This is a genomic window from Psychrobacter sp. T6-4 (genome assembly GCF_052258425.1).
Taxonomy (GTDB): domain Bacteria; phylum Pseudomonadota; class Gammaproteobacteria; order Pseudomonadales; family Moraxellaceae; genus Psychrobacter.
In genome coordinates this window covers 1-20769 of the sequence record NZ_JBQQEZ010000021.1, presented here as the reverse complement: position 1 = coordinate 20769, position 20769 = coordinate 1, and the positions used below count along the sequence as shown (strand labels likewise).

At 45.0% G+C, this 20769-nt stretch carries 17 protein-coding genes; 15 read left to right on the top strand and 2 right to left on the bottom strand.

All coding sequences use genetic code 11. From position 1 onward, the window contains the following. Nucleotides 1–54 precede the first annotated feature (54 nt). Nucleotides 55–1299, bottom strand: a complete 1245-nt coding sequence (locus ACTXGE_RS12195) for an RluA family pseudouridine synthase (RefSeq protein ID WP_435949033.1) — start codon at nucleotides 1297–1299, stop codon at nucleotides 55–57. A gap of 535 nt (nucleotides 1300–1834) precedes the next feature. Here ACTXGE_RS12195 and ACTXGE_RS12190 point away from each other — a divergent pair. The 13 genes from ACTXGE_RS12190 to yfaE all read left to right on the top strand — a co-directional run bounded on the left by ACTXGE_RS12190 (nucleotide 1835) and on the right by yfaE (nucleotide 16194). Further along, nucleotides 1835–3055, top strand: coding sequence for an outer membrane protein assembly factor BamD (locus ACTXGE_RS12190; RefSeq protein ID WP_435949035.1), 1221 nt, complete (start codon nucleotides 1835–1837; stop codon nucleotides 3053–3055). Between the two features lie 219 nt (nucleotides 3056–3274). Next, on the top strand, nucleotides 3275–5491 hold the full coding sequence (locus ACTXGE_RS12185; protein ID WP_443543628.1) for a DNA primase: 2217 nt from the start codon (nucleotides 3275–3277) through the stop codon (nucleotides 5489–5491). A 434-nt stretch (nucleotides 5492–5925) separates the two neighbouring features. Further along, entirely contained in the window at nucleotides 5926–7851 is a 1926-nt protein-coding gene (gene rpoD / locus ACTXGE_RS12180; protein ID WP_435949037.1) for an RNA polymerase sigma factor RpoD, read from the top strand. Nucleotides 7852–8176: 325 nt separating this feature from the next. Continuing rightward, nucleotides 8177–8470: a YbeD family protein gene (locus tag ACTXGE_RS12175; RefSeq protein ID WP_317199045.1), complete on the top strand. Its 294-nt coding sequence runs from the start codon at nucleotides 8177–8179 to the stop codon at nucleotides 8468–8470. Between the two features lie 460 nt (nucleotides 8471–8930). Then, nucleotides 8931–11207: a class 1a ribonucleoside-diphosphate reductase subunit alpha gene (gene nrdA, locus ACTXGE_RS12170; RefSeq protein ID WP_443543630.1), complete on the top strand. Its 2277-nt coding sequence runs from the start codon at nucleotides 8931–8933 to the stop codon at nucleotides 11205–11207. Nucleotides 11208–11339: 132 nt separating this feature from the next. Beyond that, nucleotides 11340–11516 (top strand): hypothetical protein, encoded by a 177-nt coding sequence (locus ACTXGE_RS12165; protein WP_443543632.1) that lies wholly within the window; start codon nucleotides 11340–11342, stop codon nucleotides 11514–11516. Nucleotides 11517–11734: 218 nt separating this feature from the next. Next, nucleotides 11735–12001, top strand: a complete 267-nt coding sequence (locus tag ACTXGE_RS12160) for a DUF1883 domain-containing protein (protein WP_443543634.1) — start codon at nucleotides 11735–11737, stop codon at nucleotides 11999–12001. Nucleotides 12002–12111: 110 nt separating this feature from the next. Then, nucleotides 12112–13140: a CHAT domain-containing protein gene (locus ACTXGE_RS12155; protein ID WP_443543636.1), complete on the top strand. Its 1029-nt coding sequence runs from the start codon at nucleotides 12112–12114 to the stop codon at nucleotides 13138–13140. Between the two features lie 582 nt (nucleotides 13141–13722). Further along, nucleotides 13723–13974, top strand: a complete 252-nt coding sequence (locus ACTXGE_RS12150; RefSeq protein WP_443543638.1) for a type II toxin-antitoxin system Phd/YefM family antitoxin — start codon at nucleotides 13723–13725, stop codon at nucleotides 13972–13974. Next, complete coding sequence (locus ACTXGE_RS12145; protein WP_443543640.1) at nucleotides 13964–14251, top strand: type II toxin-antitoxin system RelE family toxin; 288 nt, start codon at nucleotides 13964–13966, stop codon at nucleotides 14249–14251. Before ACTXGE_RS12150 ends, ACTXGE_RS12145 begins: the two co-directional genes overlap by 11 nt. A gap of 86 nt (nucleotides 14252–14337) precedes the next feature. Next, a complete protein-coding gene (locus tag ACTXGE_RS12140) occupies nucleotides 14338–14688 on the top strand; it encodes a hypothetical protein (RefSeq protein WP_443543642.1) in 351 nt (116 codons plus the stop codon). Between the two features lie 42 nt (nucleotides 14689–14730). Further along, nucleotides 14731–15864, top strand: coding sequence for a class Ia ribonucleoside-diphosphate reductase subunit beta (gene nrdB, locus ACTXGE_RS12135; protein ID WP_435949049.1), 1134 nt, complete (start codon nucleotides 14731–14733; stop codon nucleotides 15862–15864). A 63-nt stretch (nucleotides 15865–15927) separates the two neighbouring features. Further along, nucleotides 15928–16194 carry a class I ribonucleotide reductase maintenance protein YfaE gene (gene yfaE, locus ACTXGE_RS12130; RefSeq protein WP_317198958.1) on the top strand — a complete coding sequence of 89 codons (267 nt, stop codon included), beginning with the start codon at nucleotides 15928–15930 and terminating at the stop codon, nucleotides 16192–16194. Between the two features lie 87 nt (nucleotides 16195–16281). On the opposite strand, the gene ACTXGE_RS12125 is transcribed toward yfaE, so the two are convergent. Further along, a complete protein-coding gene (locus ACTXGE_RS12125; protein WP_443543644.1) occupies nucleotides 16282–17598 on the bottom strand; it encodes a S1C family serine protease in 1317 nt (438 codons plus the stop codon). A gap of 222 nt (nucleotides 17599–17820) precedes the next feature. On the opposite strand from ACTXGE_RS12125, the gene ACTXGE_RS12120 reads away from it, so the two are divergent. Together ACTXGE_RS12120 and ACTXGE_RS12115 are read left to right on the top strand one after the other, a co-directional pair. Then, nucleotides 17821–18651: a Nif3-like dinuclear metal center hexameric protein gene (locus ACTXGE_RS12120; protein ID WP_443543646.1), complete on the top strand. Its 831-nt coding sequence runs from the start codon at nucleotides 17821–17823 to the stop codon at nucleotides 18649–18651. 728 nt (nucleotides 18652–19379) lie between these two features. Then, nucleotides 19380–20588 carry a transglycosylase SLT domain-containing protein gene (locus tag ACTXGE_RS12115; RefSeq protein ID WP_435949053.1) on the top strand — a complete coding sequence of 403 codons (1209 nt, stop codon included), beginning with the start codon at nucleotides 19380–19382 and terminating at the stop codon, nucleotides 20586–20588. Nucleotides 20589–20769: the final 181 nt, after the last annotated feature.

The window sequence follows — 20769 nt, the reverse complement described above, 5'->3', positions numbered from 1 at the left end:
TCTCTTGTCCTTAAGGTATTATTTGCTTTGAGTATTGTCTCTTAAACGATCAGCTTAGTCATCACTCAATAGCGCAATCAAAGCCTGCATATCCTCTGGAATCGGTGCCATTACCTCAACATCCTCGCCCGTTGTAGGATGTACAAACCCTAATCGATACGCGTGCAGGGCTTGACGAGGAAAGCTGCTAATCGCTGTACGCTGTGCTTCTGTGAGACCTGCACGCAGTTGACGACGTCCACCGTAGACGCGGTCACCGACAATAGGATAAGTTATGTGACTTAGATGAACACGAATCTGATGCGTGCGCCCTGTCTCAAGTCCGACGTCCAATAGGCAATAATTGTCATTGAGCGCAGTAATATCGAGCAAGTGCGTCACCGCCTCGCGCCCTGCGGTCATCACAGTCATCTTAGTGCGCTGATTGCGATGGCGACCGATAGGCGCATCGATAGTTTGATGACGTTTTAGGCTAGCTTGATCCCCTGCCACCACGCACTGATAGTGGCGATATACTGCCTTGTCCTTGAGCTGGGCCATGAGTGCCATTTGCGCAGGTTTGGTCTTGCCAATAAGTAGCAGGCCTGAGGTGTCCTTATCAATACGGTGCACGAGTCCTGCGCGCGGTAGATGATGATGCTGCGGATAATGATATAGCAGCGCATTAACGAGGGTACCCGTCTGATTGCCCGCACCAGGATGCACGACCATACCGACAGGCTTGTTGATGACCAATACCTCATCGTCCTCAAATATGACTTCGATAGGGATGTTCTCTGGCTGATCGCTACTATGCTGCTGTAGCGTCGTCGATAGATGAATGACGTCCCCTGCTTTGACGCGGTATTTGGGCTTTTGGATACTACCATTACATAGCAAACTGCCATCGCTGACCCAGCCTTGTAATTGAGCACGCGAAAAGTCGGTAAAGGCAAGTGCCGCCAGCTTATCAATACGCAGACCTGCTTGGTTGTCTGCTACCGTATAGCTCATATCGATAATGACAGGAACCGCTTGTCCTATGTCGTTATCCACTTCATCGTCGTCATCATCTATTGCGTCACTGTCTTCGACATCAGCACTTTTTAAATCAGCATCATTTAAATCATCTTCAAGATTGCTGGCTTCAAGATCAATGTCTGCTCCAGCGAATTGTTGCGCGTCTAAAGGTTTATTGTCATCATGTGACTTATTCTCTGGCGTCTGTGTCGCTAAATTCTCTGGCGTCTTTGCCGCTGAGGCTTGAGCAGACGCCGCCTTAGTTGATGCCACTTGGGTTGTCATGTCATTATTACTCATAGCAGATTCGTATCTATCACATTTACTAGCGAAACTATTTTATCAAATAGCCTTTACTAAGTAAGTTTTTATTAAATGGCTCTTATCGAGTGACTTTATGCAGGTTTGCTGTTCTCAAAGCTAGTGTACCATGCTAGCACTTTATGCCCTATAGTGACGCGCAGTTATCTTGTCTGACTATGCGCTACTATCTCACTGAGCATGCCAAATAGGCATACGAACTAAGCGTACGAATCTAACGTCGTCGTAACGGACTGTGTGTTTATCGAAGCTAGTAGCATTTGCTATCGCTCACCAATGTGACGCGTGTTAAACTGCAAATATGAGGGTCAAAAAACAGACGTCCTACATTTTATTGTACAAAGTTATCGATATTTTGCTGTATGCTATGGCACTATAATGCACACACTTAAGCTTGTACGATATAAACTATACCTATAGGCAATCACAGCGCTTATAAGCTGCGCCCTTATTATCACTTTATTATATGCATATAGCATCAAGGCTATTATGCGTTTTGTGTCGGAGAAGAAGTATGCACGTTGCTCGCAATACGATGATCAAACTGTCCTCAATAACGGTGCTGGCACTCAGTGTCAATTTGGTCGGTTGTCAGACCTTTAAGAACTTAACGGGTAATGATGTCGATGCGGTAGCCACCGCTGAAAGATCTGAGCAAGGCTACTACAGCGATGCGATTGAAAAGATAAACAAAGGTCGTTACACCCAAGCGGTAGAAGACTTAAGCAACTTACGTACCTTTTACCCAACTGGGCAATATGCCGAGCAAGCTTTGCTTGATACTATGTACGCGCAGTACGAGGCGGGCGAGTACGAGTCAGCTGCTAGTAGTGCTGATCGTTTCATCAGCCTCTACCCCTCCAACCCGCAAGTGAGCTATGCCTACTATGTACGCGGCGTGGCCAATATGCAAGGGCCATCAGGCGGCATTAATATTTTTAAGACCAATCAAGCTGAACGCGATACCTCCTACTTGCGTATTGCTTTTGCTAATTTTCAAGAATTAATCAACAAATACCCTAGTAGCCCTTATGCGCCAGATGCCGCTCAGCGTATGACGTTTTTGTACAACCAATTTGCCGAGAGCGAACTTGACGCTGCTAATTGGTACATTGAGCGCGAAGCTTATGTTGCCGCCGCCAATCGTGCCAAGTGGGTCTTTCAGTTTTATCCGCAAAGTGAATCTACGCCAAAAGCCTTGGCAGTTCTGGCTTACAGTCACGAGCAACTCGGACTAGATGACTTGGCTCAAGAGTACAAAACCCTGCTACAGATTAACTATCCTGATACGCTAACTAACGATGGCCGCGTCAAACTCGATACCAAACGCGACCGCACTTGGCTGAACAAAATCACCTTTGGTAAACTTGGCCGTGCTGATACCTCTAATACTACTGCTTTAAATGGTCAGTATACTGGCGCGACCAAAACTCAGATGGTACGTGATGCCGCGCAGCTCAGACTCCCAACGAGTGATACCTCTACTGCAAGCAATGCTATTGATTTTTCATCCTCGCGCTCAGGTCTTAATATTGGTCTTGGCTTGCCTGAGGAATCATCTGAACAAATCACCAGTCAAGGTAGCTCTGCATCAGCGGCTAGAGAAGCCAATGTTGATCCACAAAACATCAATCCTACGCGCCGTACGACGCTACCTGATGACAATGTCAGTGATCGCGTTCAGTTAGATGTACCTGATGTTGACGATACTGATGACATGGATGATACCGAGTAACTTTTGAGTAACTGCAGTCCTTAAGTAAGCTTAGTAGCTAAATAGGCTAGTACTTAAATTGACTTAGTACTTAAATTGGCTCACTGCTCAAAGTAAAAGCAATACTCAAATTTTTGTCAGTCAAATCTCATATTATTCTATTCAAGGTCAACTCTAGCGTTGGCCTTGTTTTTGGTTTTGCGCTCCCCTTTTATCGCTTTATGGTAAACTGTTTTTTGTATGAGTATCCCAAACCATATCCTCGAACAACTCAATAGCCAAGCTGACTTGATTAGCATTATTGGTCGTCATACGACGCTCAAACGTGCAGGTAGTGAGTATAAAGGCTGCTGCCCGTTTCATGGTGAAAAATCACCCTCGTTTTATGTCAATCCACAAAAAAACATCTATCACTGCTTTGGCTGTAGTGTCGGCGGTAATGCCATTAGCTTTTTGCGCGATTATGAAAGTCTCAGCTTCATCGAGGCGGTCAATGAGCTCTCCAAGCAGACGGGTATAGAAGTCCCTAAAGACGAGCAAAAAAACGTCAGCTACCAGCGCCGCGCGCCCAAGCCGCAGCCAAGCAAGCCGCATCCCGTTACATCGCAACCTGTTACATCACAAGATGTAGCGACGCCGCTATCAGCGTCATCAAGTAGCCGTAATACGTCCGATAAAACAGCGCCGCCTGAACATCATCGTCAGCCTACTAGCATAGATAACAATGACCATAGTTCTCAAGGTATGCCAGAGGATATTGCTTACGGCGCAGACTATGATGTCGGCAGTTTTGGTAGTAATGACATTGGCAGTACTGACATTGGCGGTACTTATGATAATAATTACGATTATAGTGGCTTTGATGACAGTCACAACCTACCACCTGCTTGGGACTTGCATGCCAGCGCTAGCCTGCCAGGCTCTCAGGACAATCAAGCGGACCAAGACGGCAATTTATACGATCTTTTAGAGCAGATCGCAACCTTTTATCAGCACAGCCTGAGCACACATCCGCATGCTATGCATTACTTTACCGCGCGCGGAGTTTCCGCCTCTATCATTGAGACCTTTGGACTGGGCTATGCGCCCTTTGGCTGGCAGCATCTAGAGCATCAGTTCCCGCAGGACATCGAAGGCCTTAAGGCACTTGGACTAGTGCGTCAGTCTGAGTCTGGGCGTGACTACGATCTGCTACGTGATCGGGTGATCTTCCCGATTCGTGATAATCAAGGACGTACCATAGGCTTTGGCGGGCGGGCGCTCGATGACGAGGTCAAGCCCAAATACATCAACTCCTCAGACTCCCCTGTCTTTCATAAGCAGCATGTGCTCTACGGCTATTATGAATCACGGCAGCAGCGCGCGGATAACTGGCTGGTAGTTGAGGGCTATATGGATGTCATTGCTCTGTATCAAGCGGGTATCTATGGCGCTGTGGCCTCCATGGGTACGGCGATTAATGAGAGTCAAATTGCGCGCCTTTTGACCATGAATCCAACGCTAACCTTGAGCTTTGACGGCGATAGCGCAGGACAAAAAGCCGCTTGGCGTACGCTTGAAGTTGCCCTGCCCGTGCTTGGTGATGACAAAGAGCTGCGCTTTTTGAATCTACCCAATGGCCATGATCCCGACACCTTTATCAAAGCCAATGGCGTGGATGCCATGCGCGAGCAGATAGCTGGCGCTATGCCTTTATCGCAGTATATCTTTGCTTATTTAAGTGAGCGCTATGACTTGAGCCTTGCCGAAGGTAAAGCCAAGCTGATGTCACAAGTGCGCACCTTGACGACCTCTTTACCCAAAGGCAGCAGTTTTCGTTATTTGCTCAATAACGATATTTACCAAAAGCTTGGCGGCAAGCGTAGTCAAAACACTGAGGCCAAAGATGCACTACTAGATTTTGATGGCGACATGACCATCAGTCAGCAGCTGCAACTGTGTTTTTTGTTTCAACCGCGCACGCTTATCGATGATCCGATTACATCCATTTGGCAGCAAGCAGGCATTGATCGTATCAACATACCGGCGCACATTATGCAGCGAGCCGCGCCTGACATCGTGTGTCCGCTCGCTTGGCAAGATCTGCAAGATGGCGCGCTATTTGATGTGGTTAGTACCATTCAGCGCTGCCTGCCATATTTGCCTAATGATGCAAACGCTGCCGCGCATTTTGTCTTATCGAACCTAAGTCCAAGCCATCAGCCTATGCTGAGTCGCAATTGGGGCGGATTCTATAAAGCCTTGACTGACAGACACGTGCTTAGCCTTGATGACTTGGTTGAAGAGTTGGTCAGTCAATTGCTTGAGCGTACTATGAAAAAGAAGATGCAAGAGCTGGTAAAAAACCCTGATCATATCAAGCAAGCGATCGTCAATATGCAAACCCAGCAGCTGAGCAACTGGCTACGGGGTAAGCGCGCTGAGCAATCGACGCAAATGGCGAGCAGTCAAATTTAGTATCATTGAGCCTGCGCAAATAGAGTATTTATAGTCTTATCGCCTCAAGCCCTTTAAAATACTCACTATAATCCCCATTGATTACACATACAAATCATTAAAACCTTACTAAGAATAATGATTATTTAAAAGTAACAAGTGAGCGCTGCAAAGCAGTTTCTTTAATGACAATAATTGCTAAAAACCTTTAGCGCGCTTTAACGTCATTCATAGAGTCTGTGCTAAACTACGCCGTTACTATTGTTATCCGTTTTGAGTGTTGAGCATTTTTAGGTGCTGTATTTTTGATGGTAAGAACCAATTGATATCCATTCATTTTTATTACTACTGATAAGTCTGACGCGGTTTTGACCCCTCTGTGATTAGGGTCAACCCTACTTTAAACGTCTCGTTGTCATCTCATAAAAATGTCTGTACAAAAAAAGCGAGTATTTATGAACGATAAGTCAGTTTCTAAGTCCACCTCTCAGCTGGCCACCTTGATTCAGATGGGTAAAGAGCAAGGCTACCTTACCTATGCTGAGGTGAACGATCAGCTTCCCGATTCTATTACCGAAAGTGATCAGATCGAAGATATCGTTCAGATGCTAACCGACGTCGGTATCAAAATCTTTGAGTCCGCGCCTGATGCTGATGACATCTTGATGAATGATGACTCAAGCGATGACGAAGCGGCGGCGGATGAAGCGGCGGCGGTACTTGCAGCGGTAGAGACTGAGCCTGGTCGCACAACAGACCCTGTGCGTATGTATATGCGCGAGATGGGTACAGTAGATCTGCTTACTCGTGAAGGCGAGATTGCCATTGCCAAACGCATTGAAGAAGGAACTCGTGACGTCCAACACGCAATGGCTTATTGGCCCGGTACCGTGCAGTTCGTCCTTGATGAATATCAGCGCGTACTCGATGGCGACAAAAAGCTCTCTGATGTGATCACAGGGTTTTTGGATCCTGAAACCGAAGAAGATAAGCAGGCGGCTAAAGAAGAAAAAGAGCGCGCCAAAGAAGAGCGTGAGCGTATCAAAGAAGAAAAAGAAAACGCCCCTATCATCAAGCCAAAAGTCAATGCAAAAGACGATGATGACGAAGACGACGAGGATGATGTTGACGGCGGCGATGACGAGGTCGAAGAAGAAGAAACCAGTGGTATCGACCCTGAAGAGGTGCGTTTACGTGTTGAGGAAATCAGAGAGTTATTCGTTACTGCCAAGCAGGCCCTATTAGACTATGGACGCGGTAGCGCACAAGCCGTCGAAGCTTATGAGCAACTTGCTAGCCGCTTTATGATGCTCAAACTTAACAACCGCATGTCAGATCAGGTCATGGCGATTATGCATGATGTCTATGATGATGTGCGCAAACAAGAGCGTCAAATCATGCGTCTGGTCATCCGCCGTGGTCGCATGCCGCGCGAAGAGTTTCGCAAAACCTTTCCCAGTAATGAGACCAATGTTGATTGGCTCATTGAGCGCCTAAAAGGCAAGCCTGCATTTGGCGAGACGCTAGAGAAAGTCGTTGATGATGTGATTTTATTGCAGCGCAAAATCCGTGATTACGAGCAGCAGCTCGATATGCAAATTGTCGATATGAAGGATGTAGCACGGCGCATGGCGGTCGGTGAAGCCAAGGCTCGCCGCGCCAAGAAGGAAATGGTCGAAGCTAACTTGCGTCTGGTCATCTCAATCGCCAAAAAATACACCAACCGTGGTCTACAGTTCTTGGATTTAATCCAAGAAGGTAACATTGGCTTGATGAAAGCGGTCGATAAGTTTGAATATCGCCGTGGTTATAAGTTCTCAACTTATGCGACGTGGTGGATTCGTCAGGCGATCACCCGCTCTATCGCCGATCAGGCGCGTACGATTCGTATTCCAGTACACATGATTGAGACTATTAATAAGATCAACCGTGTCTCGCGTCAGTTATTGCAAGAGATGGGCCGTGAGCCGACGCCTGAGGAATTAGGCGAGCGTCTAGAGATGGACGAAGTCAAGGTACGTAAAGTACTCAAAATTGCCAAAGAGCCGATCTCTATGGAGACGCCTATCGGTGACGATGAAGACTCGCACTTAGGCGATTTTATCGAAGACTCTACGATCTCAAGCCCTGTCGATGATGCTACCTCAGCGGGCCTACGTGAGGCGACGCGTGACGTTTTAGGCAACTTGACAGAGCGTGAAGCACGCGTACTCAAAATGCGCTTTGGTATCGATATGCCAACCGATCATACGCTAGAAGAAGTCGGCAAGCAGTTCGATGTGACGCGTGAGCGTATCCGTCAGATAGAGGCCAAAGCCTTGCGTAAGCTGCGTCATCCGTCACGCTCTGAGCATCTACGTTCGTTCTTAGAGAATGACTAAACTCTAAGCACCGCTATATAGAGTACAAATCAAACCAAAAAGCTGAGCGAGTCTCAGCTTTTTTGTGCCTGCTATATAGCTGAGTATTCACTCTTGAAAAACCACTGACCAATCACTATATAGAGTGCATAAAGCGATCTGGCCAAGCTTACTGATTTAACTTAGTTGGGCGCTGTCAAACAACAATAAGGACTCTATTATGAGTAATGATCCAAACAACACTGTTGATCAAAACAACACCAATCAAAGCAACGCTAACCAAGCCACAACGCAGACCGATAGCAAAAGAGATGTTAAAGTGACTGAACTTGTCGCTAATGACGGTATCTTAAAAGGCAAAAAAACGGATATCCAAAATATCGAGCTATGGCAGTTTCCAATGGATTACCCGCTGAGCATTATTGGTCACGAAGGCGAGCATGATAGTTTGCTCAATGAAGTTAAACTCATTCTTGGTAGCCAGTTCCCAGATTTTGATTTGGCCTCTATTGAAGTCAAGCCGTCTAAAACAGGTCGCTTTCATTCAGCACGCGTCAATCTGTACTTGACCGAAGCGGCGCAAGTCAACGCGCTATATGCAGCACTTGATGAGGCCAAAACAGTACGCTTAGTCGTGTAAGCTATCTTAATATCAAATAGTCGTCACTCTTTTTAGGGTGGCAATTTTTTATGCTCTAAGCGCGCAAAATTTGAGTGCGTTTATATGCATTTAGTAAATAAGCGCATATTTTCATTTTTACAAAAAATTTTATAAAATCCTTTAAATTCTTCTACCCCTTGCCACATCGCCCTTTGCGTCAAAATCACACCCCTTCGCTCTTGTGACAACATAAATAAAATCTAAAATCAATATAGTATTTTCAAAATATTCGGGCTATATTGTGCCTACTTAACAACAAACACGCTATATGTAGTGCTCAGTGAATTTTCTCGTCACTAGGGCTGCGGCATCGTTTGGCCTAAAAAAAGTGGGCGGTATAGACGTAATATTCTAAACCATTAGGGGTTACCGCTCTACCTAGCGCTATAAAAGCAATCGCTAAGATTTTGACAAATAACAACATTGGATGAGGGACAACATGACACATATCGATAAGATTCAAGTAACCAAACGCGACGGACGCCTCGAGCCTATAGATTTGGATAAAATCCACAAGGTCATCGAGTGGGCAGCGGATGGACTCGATAATGTGTCAGTGTCGCAAGTGGAGCTCAAATCACACATTCAGTTCTATGAAGGCATCAAAACCCGCGATATCCACGAAACTATCATCAAGTCAGCCGCTGATCTCATCTCAGAGGATACGCCCGACTATCAGTACCTAGCCGCTCGCCTTGCAATCTTCCATCTGCGCAAGATCGCCTACAACCAGTTTGAGCCGCCGCATCTGTTTGACCATGTCACGACCCTCACCAATGCAGGTAAGTACGATGAGCATATCCTAGCTGATTATAGCCGTAGCGAGTTTGATGAGTTAGAGGCCTACCTAGATCACTGGCGCGATATGAATCTGGCTTACGCCGCCGTTGAGCAAATGGCAGGTAAGTACCTCGTGCAAGACCGCGTGTCAAAGACCGTCTATGAGAGCCCGCAGTTCCTCTATATGCTCGTCGGTATGTGTCTGTTTGCCAGCTACGATAAGTCCAATCGTTTAGACTTCGTCAAGCGCTTCTATGATGCGACTTCACAATTCAAAATTTCTTTGCCAACGCCGATCATGTCGGGCGTACGCACGCCATCACGCCAGTTCAGCTCGTGCGTGCTCATCGAGTGCGGTGACAGCCTTGATTCCATTAACGCCACTACCAGCGCTATCGTGCGCTATGTATCGCAGCGCGCCGGCATCGGTATCAACGCTGGCCGTATTCGCGCCCTTGGTAGCCCTATCCGCGGCGGTGAAGCTCAGCATACCGGCTGTATTCCGTTCTACAAGCTATTTCAAACGGCGGTAAAATGCTGCTCACAGGGCGGCGTACGTGGTGGTGCAGCGACGCTGTTCTACCCGCTATGGCACTTAGAAGTGGAATCACTTCTTGTCCTCAAAAACAATCGCGGCGTCGAAGACAACCGTGTCCGTCATATGGATTACGGCGTACAGATAAACAAAACCCTGTATACACGTCTGATCAAAGGGCAAGACATCACTCTATTCTCCCCTGATGATACCCCAGGTCTGTACGATGCCTTCTTTGAAGATCAAGACAAGTTCGAAGCGCTCTACACCAAATACGAAGGTGACGCGTCTATCCGTCAGCGCCAAATACCAGCGGCAGACCTATTTAGCCTGATGATGCAAGAGCGCGCCAGCACGGGTCGTATCTACATCCAAAACGTCGATCATTGCAATACCCATAGCCCGTTTGATGCGACAGTTGCTCCGATTCGCCAGTCTAATCTATGTATGGAAATCGCCCTACCGACCAAGCCGCTTGATAACATCAATGATGAAGAGGGCGAGATCGCCCTGTGTACGCTATCGGCAGTCAATCTAGGCAAAGTCGATAACGTCAGCGATATCGAAGAACCTGCTGAACTTATCGTCCGCGCGCTCGACGCCCTACTTGACTATCAAGACTATCCCGTCAAAGCCGCTCATAATGGCAGCATGCGTCGCCGTACCCTCGGTGTGGGCGTCATTAACTATGCCTATTACCTTGCGAAGAATGGCGTACGCTATTCAGACGACTCAGCATTGGGTCTCACCCATCAAACCTTTGAAGCCTTGCAGTACTATCTACTTAAAGCCTCAAATAAACTGGCAAAAGAGCAAGGCGCGTGCCCTGCCTTTAACGAGACCACCTACTCGCAAGGTATCTTGCCGATTGACACCTACAAAAAGGACTTGGATAAGATTTGCCAAGAGCCCTTGCATCTGGACTGGGAGACCTTGCGCGGCGAGATTACCGAATATGGTCTACGCAACTCGACCCTCACTGCACTGATGCCCTCTGAAACCTCAAGCCAGATTGCCAACGCCACCAACGGTATCGAGCCACCACGCGGTCTAGTGTCTATCAAAGCGTCCAAAGATGGCATCCTCAAGCAAGTCGTGCCAGAGATTGAAAAATTACGCGGTCAATACGAGCTACTGTGGCAAATGCCAAATAACGATGGCTATATCAAGCTCGTCGCTATCATGCAAAAGTTCGTCGATCAAAGTATCTCAGCCAATACGAATTATGATCCAGTTCGTTATGAAGGTGGTCGTGTACCGATGAAGATCTTGCTCAAAGACTTACTCAACGCGTATAAGCTTGGCGTAAAGACACTGTATTATCACAACACCCGTGATGGCGCGAACGACGCGCAAGCGGATATGGAAGATGATTGTGCTGGTGGGGCTTGTAAGATATAAAAATTCGGCTATTAGGCTCTCTGATCTAATTTAGAGAGCTTCATAGATAACCTGGTCTAGTGAAAGGAGGTGAAACAAAAATTTAGATGGCATAAAACCACTAAAACTAATCAATAAAGAGGTAATTTAAGTATGGCTAAGAATACAGGCCGTAGTACTCGCAGAGGTTCGGTAACCGCTCGAACTCAAATGAAGCATCCTAGTAACCCTAAGCATTCGCTTAAGAGAGACGCTACTACAGGTCGATTTATGAGTGGTATGAAAGGTAGTTACAAAGGAGTGGCACAGGAGGTAGATAGTAGAAGATAAAAATGGCATAGATAAATAATTACCTATGCCATTGGAGATATTAAATATTGGCGTATTTAATATCAGGAAGTTGAGACTATCGACGTCCACAAGTGGTAAGCAAATAGAATAACCTCGTAGAGCGATGTATTCTAGTTTAAACCTTACCACTTGTCCATGAATATAGATGAAGCAATAGTCATCCTTTGAAAACAAACTTAGACAAGAGGTACTACAGTATGAATTTTACACATTATAATTTGGGTCATAAATTTAAAAGTGAAATTATAGAAATTACACTTACTAATGCTGCAAACGTTCGTTTAATGAACTCTTCTAATCTCTCCAACTACGAAAATGGAAGAAGACATCAATACTACGGCGGTTATATTACAAAATCGCCTTATAAACTTGTAATTCCATCGTCAGGTATATGGCATGTGACAATAGATGTTGAAGGATTACAGAAGGGCACTAAATCAACTTTAACTACAATTTCAAGCTAATTTTATAAGTTGAGTGGAGCTTGTAACACTCAACTAATTATAAAGCTATTAGCCTTTGTATCGCACTAAGTATAACCATAAGATTTCTAAATTATAATGGAGGTTTATTAATGTCATCGACAGATACTTACCGACGAAATGTCCAACGAAAAAGAGAGGAGTTACAGCGTTTAACTCAATCTAGGAACAAAGAACAGTTAAAAACTAACGACCTAAAGAAAAAAATGAACTCTGCATCTCTAGCCTTGTCAAAAGCTAAAAGTGTAAGCACTATTAAATCTAAGAGTCGTGATATACAGAGACTTCAAAGCCAGATTATTGCTATAGATAAAAAAGTTACAGATTACGATAAGAAAATAAGCATTAAGAGTAAGCAAATTTTTGATGAGGAAAAAAAGCTAGCTAAAGAGCAAGATAATGAGAATGAGAGAATACGAAAAGTGCAATTGTCAAAGCTGAATAAAATAAATACAACACTCTATAAACATGAAGGAGTACATGAAAGCATGACTGCTAGTATAAAAGAACTCCAAAATTTGCCAGAAAAAATAAACGTTCTATTTCTAGCATCAAACCCTATGGATAGCCAACAATTGAGGCTTGATGAAGAAGCTCGTTCCATTCAAGAAACAATTAGAAAAACGGAAAATCGTGATTCCGTATTATTTGAAAGCCATTGGGCATTGAGAACGACTGATTTACTTCAAGCTCTTAACGAAGTAAGTCCTACAATAGTTCATTTTAGTGGACATGGTACAGACACAGATGAAATAGTTTTTCAAGATAATTCAGGGAATTCGAAGTTCGTAAGTAAAGAAGCTATCGCACAGGTAATGATGTCTTCTTCAGACAAAATCCGTTTAGTATTCTTTAATACATGTTATTCGTATAACCAAGCAAAGCTAGTTACAAATCATGTAGAAGTAGCTATTGGTATGAATACAAGCATTGGTGACGAAGCAGCAATAATATTTTCTTCCCAATTCTATAGCTCCATTGGTTTCGGACTTTCAGTTCAAAATGCATTTAATCAAGCTAAAGCATCAATTATGCTAGAAGGGTTAAATGAAGAGAACACTCCTGAACTATTTGTTCAAGAAGGTTTAAACCCTAACGAAATAATTTTAGTTAAACCGTAAACTTATAATGTTTTCTATTTCGCATTATTAACAGGTGTTGTAGGCTGGGTTTTTAACCCAGCATTGTAATTTTACAAAAGCAAGATGCTGGGCTAAAGCACCAGCCTACGCCAAAATATTTTCGACTTTAGAGCGAATGCTTGCTCGTGATGTAGGGTGCGTTCCGCGCACCATGATAAGAAGATAAGCTTTGAAGATGTGCGTAGGGTGGGTTAGCTCAAGCGTAACCCACCAATAGTTCCAAAATTGAATTTAATGGTGCTTAAAAAGCACCCTACAAAAGAAACTACAAACCAAGCGCAAAAGGCAAAGTTATTAAGAAAGACCAGCTTTGCCCTAAAGATGTCGTTTAGTCCCTGAGCGAGGAAACAACGAAGCACTGCTTCGTCCGAGTGCAAGAGAATTTACATTTTCGTAAATTCTAAAACGGTATCCTGCCAACGCTGATGGCTAGGCAGATACAAGCGGAAGGCGGGATGGGCTACTTAAAATGCTTAAATTTAAAACAGTAACAATTAAGACCTAATTTTCGTGCTAAAATTAGCCCTATATTTAGAGCTTAGTATTAGTGGAGAATGAATTATGCAACCAATATTTGCGACACAGACAGCCAGTATCTCAGAGCTCAAGACCAACCCTTCGGCACTGATCAAACAGTCGGATGGCGAATCCATTGCTATTTTAAATCATAACAAACCTGTGGCTTACTTAGTTTCAACAGACGTCTTTGAGCGTATGATGGAAGCAATGGATGATATGGCATTAAGCCAAATCGTTGACACACGAATGAAGGATGGGCAGATACCTATAAAGGTCACGTTGGATGACTTATAATCTTGAGTTTCATCCTTTGGCATTAAAAGAGTGGAAAAAGATAGCGCCAAACATTCAGCAGCAATTTAAGAAAAAATTACAGCAGCGCTTATCTAACCCTCATGTGCCAGCGTCAAAGCTCTCGGGACATACAGACACTTATAAGATCAAACTACGCACCATAGGCTACCGGCTGGTGTATACCGTAAAAGATGATGTAGTGGTGGTTTATGTGCTAGCCGTAGGCAAAAGAGAAAATAACAAAGTGTATGATAGCCTGACAACGCGTAAGCGTTAATGAAACGTACTATTAAATCGTAGCATTTTAAGCTCAAGCTTTATGACTATAATAAAGATGGCACAAAAACGACGGAGGTCACAGACGTGAGCTATACCGCAATCATCAAAGATGGTGGGCTTTTTATCCCAAATGTGTTTGCAGACCTAGACGAGGGTGGCTCTCTTATCGTACAAGTAGAGCTGGATTTGGACGAGGTACGCGCGCAACTTGAGACCAATGACGCACTTAAAGCGGTAAAAACCGTGAAGAAGTCATCTAAAAGACCTGCAAAAAGAGCAGCATCAAAACAGGTGCAAAACCCTGATACGCGTGACACTGGTAAGGGTCATATCGGTGAGCTGGCAGGACTCGATGATCGAGAGTTGAGCGAGATTATAAAAGCCTATATGAATGATGAACCAGTATCCTCGCAGATATCTTTAGAGAATTTATAACTCTTAACTATTAACTACCGCATAACCACTAAAGGCAGTCCCATGACGTATTCAATCTTTAATCAAACCCCAAATGACGCGATGAAAGAGCCGATGTTTTTTGGTCAGCCCGTTAACATCGCCCGCTATGACCAACAAAAGCATCCGATTTTTGAGCAATTGATTGAAAAGCAGCTGTCGTTTTTTTGGCGTCCTGAGGAGGTTGATGTCTCACGTGACCGTATTGATTATGGCAATTTGTCCTCGCATGAGCAGCATATTTTTATTAGTAATCTGAAATACCAGACCCTACTCGATTCGATCCAAGGTCGTAGCCCTAATATTGTACTGCTGCCACTGGTATCTATCCCTGAGCTTGAGACGTGGATTGAGACCTGGTCATTTAGCGAGACCATTCACTCGCGCAGCTATACTCATATCATTCGTAATATCGTCAATGACCCAGGTATCGTGTTCGATGACATTATGCAGAACGAGCATATCTTGGAGCGCGCCTCCGACATCGCTGAGTACTACGATGAGCTGTATCGTAACTCGCAGCTGTATAGTCTGTACGGTTCGGGCACGCATAATATCAATGGCAAAGAGATTACGATTGATTTGCGCTCTTTAAAGAAGCAATTATACTTGTGCATTATGGCAGTCAATGTCCTTGAGGCCATTCGCTTTTATGTGTCATTCGCCTGCTCGTTTGCCTTTGCTGAGCGCAAACTGATGGAAGGTAATGCTAAGATTATCAAACTCATTGCGCGTGATGAGGCGCTGCATTTAACGGGTACGCAGCATATGCTCAACCTTATGCGTCATGGTAAAGACGACCCTGAGATGGTGGAGATCGCCAAAGAGTGCCATGAGCAAGGTATCGAGATCTTCCGTAAAGCGGCGGAACAAGAAAAAGAATGGGCGGGTTATCTATTCAAAGACGGCTCGATGATCGGTCTCAATAAAGACATTTTGTGCCAGTATATTGAGTACATTACCAATCTGCGTATGGAAGCGGTTGGTTTGCCGTCTGCGTTCCCAAACTCAAAGTCTAACCCAATTCCGTGGATCAATACGTGGCTATCGTCAGACAACGTGCAAGTCGCGCCGCAAGAGACGGAGATTAGCTCGTATCTGGTCGGTCAGATAGATTCAGACTTATCAGAGAGTGATTTTGATGACTTTGAGTTGTAAGCTTTAAGTACGATATCGTTAAACACTAACAGATATAGACAAGCAGCACATATAGGCTCAATTATGACATGGGTAAAGACCAGCAAAAAACAGTTCTACTTGCATGACGGTGAGAGCTTGCTTGATGGCCTGCTGCGTACCGGTCATGAGGTAAATTTTCAATGCCGTGAGGGTTATTGTGGCAGCTGCCGCGTGCGCCGTATTGAGAGCTCCCATCCTGTGGACTACCCTTTTGTGCCGCTAGCTATGATAGAAGAAGATGAGATACTACCCTGCTGCTGCACGGTACAGGGCGTCATCCATATCAGTCATGAGTTTATTGAAAGATAACAGGCCAAATGTCATCGTTAAGAAATCGTTAAAAAAACGCGCCGCCCCAACAAGGACAGCGCGTTTTTTGTGATCTACGGTTACTCTTTACTGAGTGGCAGCGTCTTGCTCAAAGAGTTTCATCAGCTCCTCACGCATACGGTCGCGCTCGGCCTCTGTCATCATGGGCGTGTCGCCATCGTCTTGCAAGTGCGGATTGCTGCGACCGCCTAGACCCTCTTGCTGCATCACGACAGGACGCTGTACGGCCTCTTGCGTTGGACGCTCCTCTAATACAACTTCAACTTCAGCGTTTTGGCCACGGCGTAGAATCTGTGTATTGAGCGCAGTATTTGGCGGTTTGCGTGCCACGTACTGAATAAGCGTATTAGCATCAGTCATCTCAACGCCATCGATAGTGAGGATGATATCACCCACTTGCAAGCCGCTCTTGGCAGCAGGGCCCTGTGGTACGACGTTCAATACCTCAACACCCGTTGTAGTCTCAAGCTGAGTGGGATCACGCAGCTGCGACTGAATCTCAATCCCGAGCCAGCCGCGGCTCACGCGACCGTCTTTGATCAGTGCATTCATCACCTGCTCAACGAGCGCCGTTGGGATGGCAAAGCCAATACCCATCGAACCGCCAGAGCGGGAGAATATCACGGTATTGATACCGACCAGCTCACCGCGAGCATCGACGAGTGCGCCGCCTGAATTACCCGGGTTAATCGCCGCGTCCGTCTGAATAAAATCCTCAAACTTATTGACACCAAGGCCAGTACGACCTGTGGCTGAGATAATACCTTGAGTAACGGTCTGCCCGACACCGAATGGGTTACCAATCGCTAAAGCTAGGTCGCCCACACGAATAGGCTCTTCGCGAAACCCTAATGGCGTCAATCCCGTCATATCGACGCGAATCACAGCAAGATCACTATCAGGATCGGTACCGATGACTTTGGCGCGGCTTTTACGGCCGTCACTAAAGGCAACCGTAATCTCATCGGCCTTTTCAACCACATGGGCGTTGGTTACGATATAACCATCTTCTGATACAATGACCCCAGAGCCTAGGTTAGTAGCCCCTTGAGACTGCTGATCGCCATGATTTTCAAAAAAGCGGCGCAGCACAGGATCATCTATATACGGATGCTCTGCCATCGTCTGCGTGGTATAGATATTGACCACCGACTGCGACGCACGCGCAACCGCATCATGATACGATGACACAGGGACAGGGGTATTTAGGTTGGGACTAGGCTGCTCAATGACGGGCGGTTTGGGCGGCTCCCAAGCTTGTGAGGGCGCCTGCTGCATACTGGTAAACAACCAGACAAACCCAGCGCTTACGATTAACAATAACACCCACGGCACCCACTTCCACAGCGATGACTTTTTATTGGTGTTTGGAGATAACGACATACAAAACCTCTATAATTTGTATTATGCAAAGCTAATAATTAGTAATAATATACGCTGAGCCTACGGATATGCATAAATTATAAAGGCCCTATTCATACAAAGGTAACTCATCGTGTTCTTATTGCGTTATTGTGCTTATCTACCCATTTGCAACACTACAACTAAACAAATACTGTATAAGTTTTATTTACGATTATTACAGCGCTACGGTTAGGAGAAGTAATGACAACTAAAACGACAACGCATACCAAAGAAGTATCAACATCAAACGTACCTATAAACGTAACTATCAGCGCGCAAGCGCTAACGCAGTTCTGTAATGATTACCTGCAAGCGAATGCGTTCAAAGACTACTCGCCAAATGGGTTGCAAGTAGACGGAGGTCGTCCTATCACGCACATCGTTACTGGCGTGACTGCGTGTGAAGCACTGATCGATGCGGCGATTGAATCTGGTGCTGAGGCCATTATGGTACATCATGGTTACTTTTGGAGAGGCGAAGACGATACGATCACAGGCATGAAAGGTCGACGTATCCGCAAACTGATGCAACATGGCATCTCACTTATTGCCTACCATTTACCGCTTGATGCTCATCCCATTATTGGCAATAACGCTATGTTAGCAAAGGCATTAGGTTTGAGTATAACAGGGGCACTCTACCCTCATGAGACGCATCCTGTTGGCAATGTTGCCACCTGTACGCCGCAAAGTGCCGACGATCTAAAAGCCACTATCCAAAAAGCGCTACAACGTACGCCTTTACATATCCCTAGTTGTGCAGACAATAAGCCTAGACTTATCGAACGCGTTGGTATTTGTACAGGCGGCGCGCAGGATATGATAGAGCAAGCCGCTATTATGAATTGTGATGCTTATATCTCAGGGGAGATATCAGAGCGTACCACTCATAGCGCGCGTGAGCTTGGTGTCGATTATTTCGCTTGTGGTCATCATGCCACAGAGCGCGGCGGCATTGATGCTTTAGGGGAGCTGGTATCTAAGCATTTTGGCTTGCCTGTCACCTTTATCGATATAGACAACCCTGCTTAATTTAAAGATTTTGTCAGTGACCTATGCCAAATTTTGCAAAAAAACCCCTATTGGCCTAAATATGACCGCTTATACCCTCACTGTTAAGTTTTATCGCCGTTTACTTAACCCCACTTGAATAATAGCGATAAAACCCTCATAGTAATAAGATGTAAAAGACTGCTTTGTCATGAGGCATTCCATTTATTATAGCTTCCGGTTATGGTGCTATTAGCGTATATACTGTTCAAAATACAGTCTTTATACCTATAGTATCGCGGCAATAACAAAGCGCAATATTCGTTATAAATTAAGAATATTTATCTTTGTGTTATTGATACCGCTAGATAACAGCCTATCAAGGTATGCTTAGTATACTTTGACATCGTACAACCTGCATTAGATACTCTTTTATTGTATTGATGCACTTGCTGTTGTTTTATAACTTTTTCATGACCTTATCTGTACTATAGTGCCATTTAATCTGTTTTGATGAAGGAATCATCTGCATACTATCCTTCGTAATGCTGTGCGCGTCAGTTTCTTAATTGAACGTCTTAACTCAGCTTGCACAAATAGATTACTTGCTTACGTCAGCTAATTAATGATTGGCATACGATGAGCGCTAATAGAACAAGACTATGCTCCAGTCTATTAATAATAGACTAAAGCACGGTTGAAAACGTACTGCTTTTGGATCTGTTAGGTACGTTTAAGATAAGTAGGATGGCTAAAATCAGGAGACATCCATGCAACGTATTACTTATCGTGTCAAAGTGTCAACGCAAGGGGTTAAACGCCGTATATCGCATTTATTAAAGCCCTCTAAGCGCGCGCTTACCACTAGAAGTAACCTCGTTCCATCAAGCCCCACCCTCTCAAAAGTCCGTTTTGCAAAATCTAAAAAGTTCGTTCAAGTCTCAGGTATCGCTATGCTATCTTTGCCAGCTGAGAGTTTGACAACTATGAATAATGACGTCGCAGCATATGACAATGTCATGCTTGAGCAGACGCTGACCATCGCAGCCGTACCTGGTGATAGTACTTATTTTGCTACCGATGGTTTTCAGCATGGTTTTGGCTATGACTTAGTGCGTGATTACGCAGATAAGCTTGGCGTTAGCGTCAACCTAAAGGCTTATGCCAATGAGCAAGCGGCGCTAAAGGCGGTTCAAGCAGGCGCAGCGGATATGGCATTAACGACAGCCAGTACGCAACTGAAAAGTCAGCTTGGTGTGTCCTCAGTCAATCTAAGCTGCGGTTATGATAGTAATTTAACTGATAATGGTCTGCATCCAAAGGTGAGCTGGAGCTTTAATGGCTCAGATGATCCGCTATCACAAAAAGCCAGTACTTTTTTGTGTGATAGCATTAAGCTCGATGACACGCAGAAGCTGGCCGCATTTTATAATCAAAACTTATTAAAAGATGCCTATAGTCAGGATCATTTTCAAAAAACCTTGACTGAGACTTTGCCCGATTATCAGTCGTCGTTTCAGCAGCAGGCACAAAACTACAATCACGATTGGGAGCTGCTTGTCGCTATGGGCTACCAAGAGTCGCACTTAGATGCCAGCGCAGTGTCGCCAACGGGTGTACGCGGTATTATGATGCTTACCAATAGCACGGCTAAAGCGATGGGCGTCTCAGATCGCGTTGATCCATATCAAAGTATCGGTGGCGGCGCGCGCTACCTTGAGCAGGTCAAAGCAGATTTTGCTGATGTGCCAAAGACTGATCGCATCTGGTTTGCCTTAGCAGGTTATAATATGGGACCAAACGCGGTAAAACGTATTCAACGTGAGCTGCGCGCGCAAGGGATAGATGATAAGAGCTGGGCGAACGTCTATGATTATCTCTCAGAAAATAGAGCCTCAAACAGCCGTTATGGTCAAGCGATGCACTATGTTAGTAATATCAGAAACTACCTGCAAACCCTAAAGACGCAAACTGTATAGTCTTGATTAGCCTGTACTTTGAGTAGATTAGATTGATATCGCTTAAGTTCAACAGACCTAAAAAAGCGGCTCCTATATGAACTGACCCCCATAAGTTGGACACAACTTTTGGGGGTTATTTTATGCGTTACGATCTAGACTTTAAGATCAAAGTCATAGCATACTACGGAGAAGGACATAC

Bases quoted from the DNA above. Each gene is read 5' to 3' on its own strand.
- nrdA (WP_443543630.1), top strand. From the start codon at position 8,931: ATGACACATATCGATAAGATTCAAGTAACCAAACGCGACGGACGCCTC.
- ACTXGE_RS12185 (WP_443543628.1), top strand. From the start codon at position 3,275: ATGAGTATCCCAAACCATATCCTCGAACAACTCAATAGCCAAGCTGAC.
- ACTXGE_RS12190 (WP_435949035.1), top strand. From the start codon at position 1,835: ATGCACGTTGCTCGCAATACGATGATCAAACTGTCCTCAATAACGGTG.
- ACTXGE_RS12120 (WP_443543646.1), top strand. From the start codon at position 17,821: ATGACAACTAAAACGACAACGCATACCAAAGAAGTATCAACATCAAAC.
- ACTXGE_RS12155 (WP_443543636.1), top strand. From the start codon at position 12,112: ATGTCATCGACAGATACTTACCGACGAAATGTCCAACGAAAAAGAGAG.
- ACTXGE_RS12195 (WP_435949033.1), bottom strand. From the start codon at position 1,299: ATGAGTAATAATGACATGACAACCCAAGTGGCATCAACTAAGGCGGCG.
- nrdB (WP_435949049.1), top strand. From the start codon at position 14,731: ATGACGTATTCAATCTTTAATCAAACCCCAAATGACGCGATGAAAGAG.
- rpoD (WP_435949037.1), top strand. From the start codon at position 5,926: ATGAACGATAAGTCAGTTTCTAAGTCCACCTCTCAGCTGGCCACCTTG.
- ACTXGE_RS12145 (WP_443543640.1), top strand. From the start codon at position 13,964: ATGACTTATAATCTTGAGTTTCATCCTTTGGCATTAAAAGAGTGGAAA.
- ACTXGE_RS12125 (WP_443543644.1), bottom strand. From the start codon at position 17,598: ATGTCGTTATCTCCAAACACCAATAAAAAGTCATCGCTGTGGAAGTGG.
- ACTXGE_RS12115 (WP_435949053.1), top strand. From the start codon at position 19,380: ATGCAACGTATTACTTATCGTGTCAAAGTGTCAACGCAAGGGGTTAAA.
- yfaE (WP_317198958.1), top strand. From the start codon at position 15,928: ATGACATGGGTAAAGACCAGCAAAAAACAGTTCTACTTGCATGACGGT.
- ACTXGE_RS12150 (WP_443543638.1), top strand. From the start codon at position 13,723: ATGCAACCAATATTTGCGACACAGACAGCCAGTATCTCAGAGCTCAAG.
- ACTXGE_RS12160 (WP_443543634.1), top strand. From the start codon at position 11,735: ATGAATTTTACACATTATAATTTGGGTCATAAATTTAAAAGTGAAATT.
- ACTXGE_RS12165 (WP_443543632.1), top strand. From the start codon at position 11,340: ATGGCTAAGAATACAGGCCGTAGTACTCGCAGAGGTTCGGTAACCGCT.